12 protein-coding genes are annotated in these 13,974 nt (G+C 64.5%); 9 read left to right on the top strand and 3 right to left on the bottom strand.

Annotated elements, in window-relative coordinates; genetic code table 11:
* Positions 1-48: 48 nt before the first annotated feature.
* The 3 genes from RBA40_RS28765 to RBA40_RS28755 all read left to right on the top strand — a co-directional run bounded on the left by RBA40_RS28765 (position 49) and on the right by RBA40_RS28755 (position 2,123).
* Positions 49-486: an Hsp20/alpha crystallin family protein gene (locus RBA40_RS28765; protein WP_306652019.1), complete on the top strand. Its 438-nt coding sequence runs from the start codon at positions 49-51 to the stop codon at positions 484-486.
* A gap of 15 nt (positions 487-501) precedes the next feature.
* A complete protein-coding gene (locus tag RBA40_RS28760; protein ID WP_306651927.1) occupies positions 502-1,365 on the top strand; it encodes an Hsp20/alpha crystallin family protein in 864 nt (287 codons plus the stop codon).
* 404 nt (positions 1,366-1,769) lie between these two features.
* Positions 1,770-2,123: a hypothetical protein gene (locus RBA40_RS28755; protein ID WP_306651925.1), complete on the top strand. Its 354-nt coding sequence runs from the start codon at positions 1,770-1,772 to the stop codon at positions 2,121-2,123.
* Between the two features lie 77 nt (positions 2,124-2,200).
* Here RBA40_RS28755 and RBA40_RS28750 read toward each other — a convergent pair whose 3' ends face one another.
* Genes RBA40_RS28750 through RBA40_RS28740 form a run of 3 tightly spaced genes read right to left on the bottom strand, consistent with a single transcriptional unit; the run spans position 2,201 to position 4,392 of the window.
* On the bottom strand, positions 2,201-2,626 hold the full coding sequence (locus RBA40_RS28750) for a BLUF domain-containing protein (RefSeq protein WP_099874076.1): 426 nt from the start codon (positions 2,624-2,626) through the stop codon (positions 2,201-2,203).
* 19 nt (positions 2,627-2,645) lie between these two features.
* Positions 2,646-3,353: a GTP cyclohydrolase I gene (gene folE, locus RBA40_RS28745; protein WP_054266098.1), complete on the bottom strand. Its 708-nt coding sequence runs from the start codon at positions 3,351-3,353 to the stop codon at positions 2,646-2,648.
* A 40-nt stretch (positions 3,354-3,393) separates the two neighbouring features.
* Entirely contained in the window at positions 3,394-4,392 is a 999-nt protein-coding gene (locus tag RBA40_RS28740; RefSeq protein WP_306651923.1) for a MerR family transcriptional regulator, read from the bottom strand.
* A gap of 185 nt (positions 4,393-4,577) precedes the next feature.
* On the opposite strand from RBA40_RS28740, the gene RBA40_RS28735 reads away from it, so the two are divergent.
* From RBA40_RS28735 to RBA40_RS28710, 6 genes are all read left to right on the top strand, one after another.
* On the top strand, positions 4,578-4,886 hold the full coding sequence (locus tag RBA40_RS28735) for a PsiF family protein (protein ID WP_306651922.1): 309 nt from the start codon (positions 4,578-4,580) through the stop codon (positions 4,884-4,886).
* Positions 4,887-5,083: 197 nt separating this feature from the next.
* Positions 5,084-7,549, top strand: coding sequence for an EAL domain-containing protein (locus RBA40_RS28730; protein ID WP_306651920.1), 2,466 nt, complete (start codon positions 5,084-5,086; stop codon positions 7,547-7,549).
* Between the two features lie 171 nt (positions 7,550-7,720).
* Positions 7,721-8,923, top strand: coding sequence for an ammonium transporter (locus RBA40_RS28725; RefSeq protein ID WP_306651919.1), 1,203 nt, complete (start codon positions 7,721-7,723; stop codon positions 8,921-8,923).
* 103 nt (positions 8,924-9,026) lie between these two features.
* The gene (locus RBA40_RS28720) at positions 9,027-9,725 is read left to right on the top strand and encodes a FadR/GntR family transcriptional regulator (protein ID WP_306651917.1); all 699 of its coding nucleotides are present in this window, start codon (positions 9,027-9,029) and stop codon (positions 9,723-9,725) included.
* A gap of 558 nt (positions 9,726-10,283) precedes the next feature.
* Complete coding sequence (locus RBA40_RS28715) at positions 10,284-13,103, top strand: TonB-dependent receptor domain-containing protein (protein ID WP_306651915.1); 2,820 nt, start codon at positions 10,284-10,286, stop codon at positions 13,101-13,103.
* Between the two features lie 2 nt (positions 13,104-13,105).
* The coding region (locus tag RBA40_RS28710; RefSeq protein WP_306651913.1) for a rhamnogalacturonan acetylesterase at positions 13,106-13,974 on the top strand (869 nt) is incomplete at its 3' end.

The following is a 13,974-nucleotide window of genomic DNA, read 5'->3' as shown; positions in this document are numbered from 1 at the left end:
TGGCGCAAGGTCAAACTCGCATTACTTCAATGGGAGAGCACCATGATGATGTATCGATCCATGTTTCCTGGCGATGTATTCGCCGAGATGGACCGCCTTCAGCGGGAAATCCAGCAAGCCTTCGACCTGGGACCCAGCATCCGCGGCCTGGGCCGTGGCGGCTTCCCTGCGCTGAACGTCGGCAGCACGCCGCACAGCGTCGAAATGTACGCCTTCGTGCCGGGGCTCGACCCGTCATCGATCGAGGTGCAGCTCGAACACGGCGTGCTGACCATCGCCGGCGAGCGCGCCGACGATTTGTCGAGTGCGCAGCAACAAGCCACGATACAGATTAACGAGCGCTTCGCGGGCCGCTTCAAGCGTGTTGTCAGCCTGCCTGACGACATCGACCCCGAATCGGTATCGGCGCACTATCGCGACGGCGTCCTGCACGTCACCGTGGCCCGGCGCCAGGCAGCCCAGCCACGCCGCATTTCAGTTCATTGACCAGGAGAGCGCACCATGACGACCAACGAGAAAGAACAAAGCGGCGCGGCAGGTACTGCCGGTCAGGCAGGCAATCCACCAGCCACGGGTGATCCGGCCGACGCGGCGATCGCCGGCAGTGCGGGCAACATCGGCAATGTCGGAACTGGCGGCGCTGGCGGTAGCGGGAGCACGGGCCAAGCTGCTGAAGGCGGCGCCAGCGGGGCAGGAAGCGAGGCAGGCGGCGACATGACCGCATCCAGCGCAAGCAGCAGCGCCGATGCCGTCAGCGGGACCGGGGGTTCCGCCGGCGCTGGCATCGACCAGGACAGTGCTGGCATGGGCGGCGTTGCCGATGGCGGCCTCGGCACTGCTGGCCTGGACGTCGGAGCGGACGGCGGCCCGGACAGTGCTGGCATGGGCTCCAGCGCTGGCAGCGGCCACGGCAGTGCGGAGACGGGCGATAGCGCCGGCGCCGGCCAAGGCAGTGCGGCAGCGGACGGTGGCGCCGGCGCGATGACCCAAACCTCCTCCAGCGACCAGGCCGCCGGCACCTCCGTCGCCCGCACCGGTATTCTGATACCGCCAGTGGACGTGATCGAAGACGCCAACGGCATCACGCTGCTGGCTGACATGCCCGGCGTCTCCAGGGACAAGCTCGATCTGCGCCTCGAAACGAACAGCCTCACCATCAACGGCGCGGTATCGCTCGATGTTCCGCAAGGGATGGAATCGCGCTACGCCGAGGTCAAGCACCAGCAATACCAGCGCACCTTCGCCCTGTCCAGGGAACTCGATGGCGAGCAGGCGAGCGCGGAACTGACGCACGGGGTACTCAAAATCCGCATTCCCAAAACGGCGCACGCCCAGCCGCGCAGGGTGCAGATCAACGTCGCGTAGCGCACGCAGGCACAGCACCGGCGCTACGAAGCCTGCGATGCGCGCTGGCTCTTCGTAGCGCCATTGCCGCGGGCGCGGGCCGTTTGCTGTGCGGTTCACCTCATTGAGCGCCGTCAAAATGGCCGCCAATGAATCGACGCCGCATTCATGTATTTTCCGACCACAAACCGGCCCGCCGGTGCATGGCCGCAGCATCGGTGTAATCAAAAAATAACGAACAATCTCGTTTGTTGCGCGCTTGCATCGCCATGCAAAAGGAATTTCACATGCCGCAATTTGATACTCTTGAGCATGATAAATTTCAATTCAGATCGACACCCGGCACAGGCCAGCCCCCATCTGTCGGTGGCGCCCGCACAGTGGCGGGACGATCGGTCAAACCGAATTTATCGAAAGAGAAACTCATGAAAATCAAGATGCTCGTAATCGCAACTGCGTTCCTTGGCAATGCAGCTTTCGCCGGTGATGCCGACTTCACGCTGGTCAACAAGACCGGCTATCCGATCCGCTCGGTCCATATCGCGCCGGCCAAAAGCAAAACCTGGGGTAACGACCGCCTGGGCGAGGGTATTTTGTCCCCCAACAAAGCGCGCCTGATCAAGTTTTCGAACAAAGCCCAGTGCCTGCAAAGCCTGAACGTCACCTTCGACGACGATGGTTCGGAAGTCGAGTGGGACGACTTCAATCTGTGCGAGCTGAACAAGATCACGCTCAAATACAACCGCAAGACTGGCGACGTGTCCGCCGACGAAGAGTAAGCCCTGCTTTTCGCCAGCGGGGCCATTCTGCGCCACCGCTACCGGCGCGGCCAACTGGCCGCTGTGCCGGCCTGGCCCTACGGGTGGCCGACCACCGACGCGCTGGCCATCAGCTCGTCGATGAGCGCCAGCGAATTCTTTCCTGACATGGCATGCGGGTTCAGTCCCGGCAAGTCGGAAAAGCGCAGCAAGGTCGACGGATTGATGCGCGCCAGGTTCGCCTTGCCCATGGTCCAGCCGGCATACCGGCGCTCGTTGATTTCCTCATAGTGCAGCAGCACCACATCGGTGTGGCGCGTATCGCGCACGATCTTCGCGTACAGCGCGTTGATCGCCTCGCGCCCGCCTTCGAGCACTTGCATGTAGACGTGCTCGCTGTGGCACAGGATGCCGGTGATGCCCTGGGCGGGATTGTGCGCGTGCGACTGGCACATGATGTCGTGGATCGTATCGGGCTGCGGCGCTGCAATCGCGCGGCTGGCGTACAGGAGGCGGACGAGCATGGTGTGATTCTCCGGAAAATCAGCGTTTAATCAGGGACAAAAACTCGCGCCGCAGCGCCGGATCTTTTAAAAACGACCCGTGCATGACGCTGTTGATCATTTTCGCATCCATATCCTTCACGCCGCGCCACTGCATGCAGAAATGGTCCGCTTCCATGACCACGGCCAAACCGTCCGGCTGCATCTTTTCCTGCAACAGGTCGGCCAGCTGCACCACCGCTTCTTCCTGGATTTGCGGACGGCTCATGATCCAGTTGGCGATGCGCGCGTACTTCGACAAGCCGATCAGCGCCGAATGCTCGTTCGGCATCACGCCGATCCAGACCTTGCCGATCACCGGGCACAGGTGGTGCGAACAGGCGCTGCGCACCGTGATCGGGCCGATGATCATCAGCTCGTTCAGGTGCGATGCGTTGGGAAATTCGGTGACCGGCGGCATCGGCACATAACGGCCGCCGAAGACTTCGTTGATGAACATCTTGGCCACGCGGCGTCCGGTATCCTGGGTGTTGTGGTCGCTGACGGTATCGATCACCAGGCTTTCGAGCACGCCTTGCAGCTTGGCGCTGACTTCGTCGAGCAGCTCGTCGAGTTCGCCCGGCTCGATGAAACGCGCGATATTGTCGTTGGCGTGGAAGCGCGTCTTGCTGGCGACCAGGCGCTCGCGGATGCGCTCCGACACCGTCACGGTGCTCGGTTGATATTCGGTAGTCAATCCGTTCGACATGCTCAGTTCCTGTGAAAGATGATAAAAATGGCGGTCCGGCTCAGGCCAGGCCATCCGGCAGCGGCAAGCCTTCGGCCCGCGCCAGCCGTTCCAGTGCGTTTTCCAGCAGGGTGCGCGCCTGCGCCGCTGCCTGGCCCAACTCCTGGTGCAAGGCGGCGTCGCCCGGATTGCGCGATCCGCACTGTACGCTGTAGCGCTCAAAACTGCCGATCATCATCAGGATATCGGCAAGATGGCGCGGGCACTCGCACATCACGCTATTGCTGGCCGCCGCCAGGGCCGCGAGGGCCTGGTCGTCCAGCCGGCGCGGCGCCACCGTGTCGGCGGGACGCGGCGCCGGCGCACGGGCCGGTGCGGCCACCTGCGCGCGCCGCGCCGGAAACGCCACCTGGCACAGCAATGCCACCTCGGCCATGTCGGATGGCGCGCGCGCCACCAGGCAGCCGAGGGCGCGCAGATGGCGGATCGTGGCGCTGGCGCAAAAACGGTACAGCACCACCACCGCCGGCGTGCCGCACGCCAGGCGCGCGGCGGCCACCTGCGGCAGGGCCGAATCGTCCAGTTCGGATAATTCGATCAGCAGCACATCGGCCTCCACGCCGCGCAGGGCCGTGGCTGCCTCGTCGAGGCGGGCGCAGGACTGGCGCACGTCAAGCGCGAGGCGGTCGCGTCCACCGGCCGTCAGCTGGCGCGCCAGTCCCGCGCCCACCACCGCCACCCGGATCGGGCCGCTGGCGCCGGTGTCGGGTGCCAACGGCTCGGCCAGATGCTGGAGCTGGTCGAGCGGCAAGCGGGCCATGGCGCCGATGGGATGGCCCTGGTCGACCAGCTGCTTGATCAGACTCAGCCGGCGCACCTGGGCGCTCGAATACAAACGCTGCCCGCGCGCCGAGCGTTGCGGTTCGGACACGCCATAGCGGCGCTCCCACACCCGCAAGGTTTCGACGGGCAAGCCCGCCAGGCGCGCGGCCACGCCGCTGCGGTAAGCGCCCGTATCGTCGGAGCGCACCGTATCGGGATCGAGAGAAAGTTCATTCATGGCGTCATCCTTCGTATTGAACCGCTTATGAACCGTGAAAAATCAATTATACCGCTTCAAATCATGGACAGTTGGAAGTACCCCAAAAAGCGCAGGCGCCAGAAAAAAGGTGGTGACAACGGCATTATCTGACGTATATTTGTTCTGCTGCACGCCAGAACAATCCAACTACCGAGGACGAACCGATGAAAAACATGTTGATGACCTGCGCCATGCTGGCGTTCACCAGTGCCGCCTTCGCCGCGCCCGAGGCAGCGGCGCCGGCGGCCAAGTCGGCCCAGCAGAACAAGATGGTGACCTGCAACGCCGACGCCAGCGGCAAGAAAGGCGACGAGCGCAAAGCCTTCATGAAAGATTGCCTGAGCGCCAAACCGGCGGCCCCGACCGCCACGCCCCAGCAAAACAAGATGAAGACCTGCAACGCCGACGCCGCCGGCAAAAAAGGCGACGAGCGCAAAGCCTTCATGAAAGCCTGCCTCAGCGCCCCGAAATAACCCCCGCCCCACCCCGGTCCCCGGGCGCTCGCCTTCGTCCCTGCCCCCGGCACGATGACATTCACCTGGGGCCGCCAGCGCCGCCGGGGCAAAATAATTTGGCACAAGACCGCACTTTCTTGGAGCACCACTGTCTTACACGATTGGCGGATGCGGGACGAACTCCGCCTCCTCTGCTGCAAGGAGCCCGTGTGACAATGCTAGCCGCCTTACCCGACGCCATCCCCGAGGTCACGATCGATGCTTTACTGGAGCATATTGTCCTGATCGACCAGCGCGGCACGATTCTGTCGGCCAACAAGGCGTGGCGCGAATTTGCCCTTGCCAACGGCGGCGATCTATCCCGTGTCTGCGAGGGCACCAACTACCTCGACGTATGCGACCGCGCCGCCTCGTCCGGCTGCGGCGACGCCACCCAGGTCGGCATCCTGGTGCGCGATGTGCTGTCCGGGCGGCGCCGCAGCGCCACCTTCGACTATCCCTGCGACGCGCCGCACCAGCAGCGCTGGTTCTCGCTCAAGATCACCGCGCTCGACCATGCCGGCGTGCCGGCCGTGGCGCTGGTGCATGACAATATCACCGAGCTCAAGAACTGCGAGCGCCAGATCCAGTTCCAGGCCAGCCTGCTCGCCTCGGTCGAGCAAGCTGTCATCGCCACCGATGTGGGGGGCACCATCCTGTACTGGAACCCCTTTGCCGAAAAACTCTACGGCTGGTCGGCCGCCGAAGCGCTGGGACGCAACATCATCGAGCTGGTCCCGGCCGACAACTCCACCGAACGCGCGGCCCAGATCATGGCGCGGCTGCAGGCCGGCTGCAGCTGGTCGGGCGAATTCCTGGTACGCCACCGCAACGGCACCACCTTCCCCATGCACGTGACCGACTCGCCGATCCGCGACGAGCAGGGCCGCCTGGTCGGCGTGATCGGCATTTCCACCGACATCAGCGAATGGAAAAAGACCGAGCGCGCCCTGAACCTGTCGGCCATGGTGTACGAGGCGATTGGCGAAGCGATCATGATCACCGAGCCCAACGGCCGCATCGTCGCCGTCAATCCCGCTTTTATCCGCCTCAGCGGCTACACCGAACAGGAATTGATCGGCCAGCCGGCCGGCATGCTGCTGGCCGGCGCGCTGGGCCAGGCCCACAACTGCGAAGTGCTGCGGCGCCTGGAAAAGGCGGGCCATGCGCAGGGCAAGGTGTGGGCGCGCCACAAGAACGGCGACGAGTGCGCCGAATGGCTGCGCGTCGATACCATTTACGACGAACGGGGCCAGGTCAAGTTCCGCGTGAATATGTTTTCCGGCATCACCGACCAGAAACTGGCGGAAGACACCATCTGGCGCCAGGCCAATTTCGACTTCCTCACCGGCTTGCCCAACCGCAGCATGTTCCATGACCGCCTCGAACACGAGCTGCGCAAATCGCGCCGCTCCGGCCTGCCGCTGGCACTGATGTTCATCGACATCGACCACTTCAAGGAAGTGAACGATACCCTCGGCCACGATACCGGCGACAAGCTGCTGCGCGAGGTGGCCGCGCGCCTGTCGGCCTGCATCCGCCAGGCCGACACCGTGGCGCGCCTGGGCGGTGACGAATTCACCGTCATCCTCGGCGAGCTGGACGACCTCGACAGCGTCGAGCGGGTCGCCCACGCCATGCTCGCCGCGCTGGCCGAACCGTTCGCCATCAAGGCCGAAACGCTGTACCTGTCCGGCAGCATCGGCATCACCCTGTTCCCGCACGACGCCACCGACGTCGACACCCTGCTCAAGAACGCCGACCAGGCCATGTACGCCGCCAAGAACCGCGGACGCAACCAGTTCGGCTACTTCATGCAATCGATGCAGCGCGCCGCGCAGAGAAAGATGCGCACTCTCAACGATTTGCGCGCCGCGCTCGCGCTCGACCAGTTGCGCGTGCTGTACCAGCCCATCGTCGAGCTCTCCAGCGGCCGCATCCGCAAGGCCGAAGCCCTGCTGCGCTGGGAGCATCCGCAGCGCGGTCCGGTCAGCCCGGCCGAATTCATTCCGCTGGCAGAGGAATCGGGCTTGATTATCAGCATCGGCGACTGGGTGTTCCAGCAAGCGTTCCATCAGGCCATGCGCTGGCGCGGCAGCATCGACCCCGAATTCCAGATCAGCGTCAACATGTCGCCAGCCCAGTTCCGGCGCCACTCGCCCGGCACCAAGCACGCCTGCCATCCGCCGCACGTGCGCGCCCATCCGGTGCTGGGGCGCTACGTCGGCACCGAAATCGTGGTCGAAATCACCGAAGGCATGCTCATGGAATCGACCTACAACATTCGCGAACAGTTGCTCTCGTTTCGCGAAAGCGGCATCCAGATGTCGATCGACGACTTCGGGACCGGCTATTCCTCGCTGTCCTATCTGAAAAAATTCCACATCGATTACCTCAAGATCGACCAGTCGTTCGTTCTCAAGATGGTGGCCGGATCGGACGACCTGGCCTTGTGCGAAGCCATCGTCGTCATGGGCCACAAGCTCGGCATCAAGGTCATTGCCGAAGGCGTCGAAACGCAGGAGCAACGCGACCTGCTGACCGCCGCCGGCTGCGATTTCGGCCAGGGCTATCTGTTTTCGCGGCCGCTGACCGCGCCCCAGTTCGATCTTTTGTTGCGTACCCACAATCACTGCGCCTGAGCGCTGCACCAAACCGGATGCGCCGCCGTGGTGCGCGCGCGCCGGCGCCAGCCGCCGGGAGCGCGCATTTCTCCATTAAATCAAGCGCTTGCGCTACCGCACCAAAATGGAACGATTATTGCTTCTTTAAGGGCAGCAGCACTTCCATGCACCTTTATCGGGAATCGTCCAATGAACGGAACCAACCACGCCGCCGACGCACTTTTCATCTTGCTCGGCGCCATCATGATCCTGGCGATGCACGCCGGCTTTGCCTTCCTGGAACTGGGGACGGTCAGGAAAAAGAACCAGGTCAACGCCCTGGTCAAGATCCTGGCCGACTTCGCCGTCTCCACGATTGCCTATTTTTTCATCGGCTACGGCATTTCCTACGGCGTCGACTTCTTCGCCAGCGCCGACGTGCTCGCGGCGCGCAACGGCTACGAGCTGGTCAAATTCTTCTTTCTGCTGACCTTCGCCGCCGCCATTCCCGCCATCATCTCGGGCGGCATCGCCGAACGCGCCAAGTTTTATCCCCAGCTGATCGCCACCGCCTTGCTGGTCGGCTTCATCTATCCCCTGTTCGAAGGCATTGCCTGGAACCAGCGCTTCGGCATCCAGGCCTGGCTCAAGATGGCCTTCGGCGCCGAGTTCCACGACTTCGCCGGTTCGGTCGTGGTGCACGCCGTGGGCGGCTGGATCGCCCTGCCCGCCGTGCTGCTGCTCGGTGCGCGGCGCGGGCGTTACGGGCGCAACGGCGCCATTTCCGCCCATCCGCCTTCCTCGATTCCCTTCCTGGCACTCGGCGCCTGGATTCTGGCGGTGGGCTGGTTCGGCTTTAACGTCATGAGCGCGCAAACGCTCGACAAGATGAACGGCCTGGTCGCCGTCAACTCGCTCATGGCCATGGTCGGCGGCACCCTGGCCGCGCTGGTGCTCGGCAAGAACGATCCGGGCTTCACCTACAACGGCCCGCTGGCCGGACTGGTGGCCGTGTGCGCCGGCTCGGACCTGATGCATCCGCTCGGCGCGCTGGCCACCGGCGCCATCGCCGGGGCGATTTTCGTGGCCATGTTCACCCTCACCCAGAACCGCTGGAAGATCGACGACGTGCTCGGCGTGTGGCCGCTGCACGGCCTGTGCGGCACCTGGGGCGGCATTGCCGCCGGCATCTTCGGGCTCAAGAGCCTGGGCGGCATCGGCGGCGTGTCGTTCGCGTCGCAGCTGGTGGGCACGGTGCTGGGCGTGGCCATTGCGGTCGCCGGCGGCTACCTGGTGTATGGCGTGCTGAAAAAGGCCATGGGCTTGCGCCTCGACCCCGAGCAGGAATTCCAGGGCGCCGATTTGTCGATCCACCACATCTCATCGACCCCGGAGCGCGAATCGAGCTGGTAGCGCGCACGTGGGGGGGGAGCCTTGCAACATTAGCCATAGCAAACTAAAATCAGGCGAGCATGCGAACACCCTCCCTCACGCCTTACCCCGGACCCAGCAATCAATGAAGAAACCCTCTGCGCCGCAAGAATCGAACTCGGCTGAGCCGCGCCTGTACCGTGTGGTGGCCACCCGGATTCAAGAACTCATTCGCGACGAGAGTATCAAGGCCGGCGAACGCCTCCCGGCCGAGCGCGACCTCGCCGCCAAGCTGAGCGTGAGCCGGGCATCGCTGCGCGAAGCGCTGATCGTGCTCGAACTGAGCGGCATCGTGGAAGTGCGCGGCGGCTCCGGCGTGTATGTGAGCGAGCAGGCCACCGCGCAGTCCGATGTGCCCGAAGTGGGGCCGGGTCCATTCGAGGTGCTGGCCGCGCGCCGCATGATCGAGTCGGAAGTGGCGGCGCTGGCGGCCAAGATGGCCACCGATTCGGCCATCGACGCGATTCTGACGGCGGTGCTGGAGATGGAGCACCACCATGAAGATCGGGCCAGCAACGAGCAGGCCGACCGCAATTTCCATTTGGCGATTGCGCGCGCCACGGGAAACACGGCGCTGGTGGGCGTGGTCGATTACTTGTGGAACCAGCGCGGCAGTTTGTGGCACAAGCTCAAGGAACATTTCCAGACCGAGGATTTGCGCGTGACCACCTTGACCGATCACCGCAAGATTCTGGAAGCGATCGCTTCGCATGATGTGGCTGGCGCCCGCCAAGCCATGCGCGCGCACCTGGAGCGGGTGACGCGCACGTTCTCGCGCGGGTAGTAGCCCCGCCCTTCCGCTTCCCGGCAGTACCACCACACCTTATTTTCGACCACGCCCCGTCGTTCCCGGGCAGGTTCCAGTTTCTAAGAAACTCCTCGGATTCGGTGGAACAAGGCAAGTCCAGGGGTAAATGCCGGTAACGCAAGCTCCGTCATTGCTGCCATTGGCAGAAATGACTTCCCGCGCCAAGGCGGCACTCGGCGGGAATCCAGGTTCAATGAGTCGCCTGCAACTGCGCTACGGAATTGGATTCCCGCCGAGTGCCGCCTTGGCGCGGGAAAGACTGTTCTGAATTTTGTGGTGAGAAAGACGCTGAACCTAAGGCCATCGAGTCCAGAGACCAGTTCCTGGAGAGGCGAGAACCCAAGTTCGTACCGAAGTTACTGACGGCTCGACGAACTCGGGGGGGACGCATGCGCCCCCCCAGCGCCGCCTAGGCGCGGGAACAACAGCCCGGATAACGCGTCAACGCACAACTGGCAAGTCCACCTTGATTAATTGGTCAGGCCAAACTAGAATTGGTCTAACCATAAAAACAATCTGATCAGGAGACTCGCCGTGCAAACATCATCCCGGTTCCCGCAACCCAAGCTGCTGCTGTCCTCCATCGCCATCGCGGTCCCGACCCTGATGAACCAGGCCTCCGCCCAGCAGGCCGACGCCGCCATGGCCCGCGTCGAAGTCACCGGCTCGTCCATCAAGCGCCTGGCGAGCGAAAACGCCCTGCCGCTGACCACCATCAAATCCGAGGAACTGGTCAGCCGCGGCCTGACCACGATGTCCGAAGTGGCCACCTCGCTGACCGTCGGCGCCACCAACGAACCGGTCGGCGGCGGGGGTGGCGGCACCATGATCAATATGCGCGGCCTGAACACCAACCGCACCCTGGTCCTGCTCAACGGCCGCCGCCTGGCCAACGAAGCCATCGGCGACAGCTCGATCAACGTCGACGTCATCCCGATGAGCGCCATCGAACGGGTCGAAGTGCTGCGCGACGGCGCCTCGGCCATCTACGGCACCGACGCCATCGCCGGCGTGGTCAACTTCATCACCAAGCGTTCGATTTCCGACACCACCGTCAGCGCCAGCGTCATGGCGCCCGAGCGCAGCGGCGGCGGCGACCAGCGCCGCTTGAGCATCACCACCGGCACGGGCGAGCTGGCCAAGGATGGCTGGAACATCTACGCCGCCTTCGACACCCAGAAACGCACCTCGCTGATGCAGCGCGACCGTCCCAACATCAGCGACCCGGACGACATCGCCCGCCTGGGCGGTACGGCCTTCACCAGCAACACCTCCGGCTCCTCGTCCTCGCCGGCCAACTACACCGTCTACGCCAACGGCAAGCCGACCAGCGTGACCGGCAACCCGTATTTCGCCGCCGGCTGCGTCGCCCCCTACCCCGGTCAGTACAGCCTGCCCTCGACCAAGCCGAGCGGCGCCGGCAGCAAGACTTGCGTGCTCGACCCGACCCTGTATCCGCAACTGCTGGCCGACAACAAGCAAACCACGTTTCTTACCAAGGGCAGCCTGCGCCATGGCGACGGCAATCTGCTGACGGTCGAGCTGCTCAGTTCCGAGTCGTACATCGACGCTCTCAATCCGCCCCAGCCCTTCGGCGCCCAGACCGACTACGACAAGGTCAATCCCGGCCTGCGCAAGCCATTGATGATCACCAAGGCCAGCAAATGGTATCCGGGCGGCGCTGGCGGCGTGCCCGCCGTGGCCGGCCTGAACGGCGCCGATCTCGCCCTGACCTGGAGCCTGGACGAACTCGGCCCCGCCATTACCGACGACCGCCAGAACAGCCACCGCCTGGTGCTTACCGAAGAAGGCCAGTTCAAGGGATGGGACTACAAGGCCGGCTTCAACTACGCCTACAGCAAGCGCACGGTCAAGTTCCTGAGCGGCTTCCTGCGCACGCCCGGGCTGTACAAGGGCGTGGCCGACGGCGTGCTCAATCCTTTCGGCCCGCAGGACGACGCCGGCAAAGCCTACCTCGACAACATCTCCGCCGACGGACTGATCAACCGGCGCGCCGAAGTGCACTACTACGGCCCCGACCTGACCCTCAACCGCGAACTGATGCCGCTGGGCGGCGGCGCGCTGGCGCTGGCCGTCGGCGCCGACCTGCACCGCGAAACCTACCGCGACGCGTCCGGCGACATCGGCGACTCGGTGGTCTACAAAGTCTCCGGCACGCCCAACCGCTACCCGCACGGCGCGCGCACCGTGCTCGGCACCTACCTGGAGCTCGACGCCCCCCTCACCCGCCAGCTCAATGTGAACCTGGCCGTGCGCGCCGACCGCTTCAGCGACTTCGGCACCACCTTCAACCCCAAGGCCAGCGTGCGTTACGAGCCATCGAAAGCGTTGATGCTGCGCGCCACCGCCAGCACCGGCTTCCGCGCCCCCACCCTGCCCGAGCTGTACGGCACCCCGCAAACGCGCGTGCCCTCGACCTCGAAATGGGATGATCCCCTGCTGTGCCCGAGCGCCACGCCCGGCATCAGCGGCACCGGCACCCTCACCACCGACCCCAAGTACGCGGGCCTGAACCTGGACGCGGCCAAGGTCTGCGGCAGCACCCTGACCGTGCTCACTGGCGCCAATCCCGATCTGGAGCCGGAAACGTCCAAGACCTTCACCGCCGGCATCGTGATCGAACCGGTCAAGAACCTGGTCGCCTCGCTCGACTTCTGGAACGTCGAGATGAAAGGGACGATCGCGCAGATTTCCGAAGACACGATCTTTGGCGACGTCAACAAATACAACAATCTGTTCGTGCGCAACGCCGACGGCACCCTGGCCTACATCACCAAGACGCGCCTGAACATGGGCGGCCTGCGCACCCAGGGCATCGACGCCAGCCTGAACTACACCCTGCCGACCGCCACCATGGGGCGTTTCGGCCTGTCCTTCGACGGCACCTACGTCAACAAATACGAAGGCCAGAACGAAGAAGGCGGAGACTGGTTCGACAGTGTCGGCCAGCCCGGCGCGCTCTCGACCGGCGCCACCTCGGCCAACACCTACGTCTTCAAGTGGAAGCACAACCTGCGCCTGTCGTGGAGCCGCGGCGGCTTCGGCACCCAGCTGACCCAGTCCTACACGTCGAGCTACATCGACACCAACGCCCTGCCGAGCCAGAAGCCGGGCCAGCCGTTCTATAACGAGATCGAGTCGTACATTCTCTACAACCTGACGGCCAACTACGCGTGGAACAAGAAGCTCAAATTCACCGTGGGCGTAAACAACCTGCTTGATGTCGACCCGCCGCTGTCGAACCAGCGCCTCAGTTCGCGCGTGGTGTTCGCGCAAAACATCGCCAAGCCGATCGGCCGCGCCTACAACGTGCGCGTGAACTACACCTTCTGACGATGAAGCCGGTCCACACCCTCATTTCGCTGGCGTGCCTGGCGATGGCTGCCAGCCTGCCGGTGCCGGCGGCGGACGATGCGGCGCGGCCGGCGCGCATCATCCTCGTCGGCGACTCCACCATGGCGACGCGTTCGGGATACGGCGACGCCCTGTGCCAGCGCCTGCGCGCGCAAGTGGCCTGCATCAACCTCGCGCACGGCGGACGCAGCTCCGGCAGCTTTCGCGCCGAGGGGCGCTGGGACGAGGTGCAGGCGCTGCTGCGCGACGGCGCTGCCTACAGCGCCAGCTACGTGCTGATCCAGTTCGGCCACAACGACCAGCCGGGCAAACCGGGCCGCTCGACCGACTTCGTCACCCAGTTCCCGCAAAACATCGCGCGCTACGTCAGCGAGGCACGCGCGCTGGGCGGCGTCCCGGTCCTGATCACGCCGCTGACGCGGCGCAGCTTCAAGGGCCAGTATGTGCGCGACGACCTCGGCCCGTGGGCAGCGCAAGTGCGGCGCGTGGCGCGCCAGAGCGGCGCCACCCTGATCGACCTGAACAAGATCAGTGCCGACGCGGTGCAAGCGATGGGATCGGCCGAAGCCGACACCCTGGCGCAAGCGCCGCCGCCGGACCCGAATGCGGCGCCGGTGACAGCGGCGACAGCGGTGGCTGCGCTGCCAGGTGCAGCCGTCGAACCGCAAGGGCCCCCAAAAATCAGCTTCGACCGCACCCACGTTGGGGCGAAGGGTGCGGCGCTGTTTTCCGGCATGGTCGCGAGCGAGCTGCAGCGTCAAATCCCCGCGTTGCGTCCCGCCTTCCCCCCGAGCCCTAAGCCACGTCCTACAACCGGGGTCAGAGCTCCAATTAGAAATATTTCAGTTTA

This window comes from Massilia pseudoviolaceinigra (genome assembly GCF_030846505.1).
GTDB classification, from domain to species: domain Bacteria; phylum Pseudomonadota; class Gammaproteobacteria; order Burkholderiales; family Burkholderiaceae_D; genus Telluria_A; species Telluria_A violaceinigra.
The sequence above is the reverse complement of the archived record's forward strand: the minus strand, read 5'-3'. Positions and strand labels throughout refer to the sequence as shown.

Coding starts and splice junctions, on each gene's coding strand:
- RBA40_RS28765 (WP_306652019.1), top strand. CDS start 49: ATGTATCGATCCATGTTTCCTGGCGATGTATTCGCCGAGATGGACCGC.
- RBA40_RS28760 (WP_306651927.1), top strand. CDS start 502: ATGACGACCAACGAGAAAGAACAAAGCGGCGCGGCAGGTACTGCCGGT.
- RBA40_RS28755 (WP_306651925.1), top strand. CDS start 1,770: ATGAAAATCAAGATGCTCGTAATCGCAACTGCGTTCCTTGGCAATGCA.
- RBA40_RS28750 (WP_099874076.1), bottom strand. CDS start 2,626: ATGCTCGTCCGCCTCCTGTACGCCAGCCGCGCGATTGCAGCGCCGCAG.
- folE (WP_054266098.1), bottom strand. CDS start 3,353: ATGTCGAACGGATTGACTACCGAATATCAACCGAGCACCGTGACGGTG.
- RBA40_RS28740 (WP_306651923.1), bottom strand. CDS start 4,392: ATGAATGAACTTTCTCTCGATCCCGATACGGTGCGCTCCGACGATACG.
- RBA40_RS28735 (WP_306651922.1), top strand. CDS start 4,578: ATGAAAAACATGTTGATGACCTGCGCCATGCTGGCGTTCACCAGTGCC.
- RBA40_RS28730 (WP_306651920.1), top strand. CDS start 5,084: ATGCTAGCCGCCTTACCCGACGCCATCCCCGAGGTCACGATCGATGCT.
- RBA40_RS28725 (WP_306651919.1), top strand. CDS start 7,721: ATGAACGGAACCAACCACGCCGCCGACGCACTTTTCATCTTGCTCGGC.
- RBA40_RS28720 (WP_306651917.1), top strand. CDS start 9,027: ATGAAGAAACCCTCTGCGCCGCAAGAATCGAACTCGGCTGAGCCGCGC.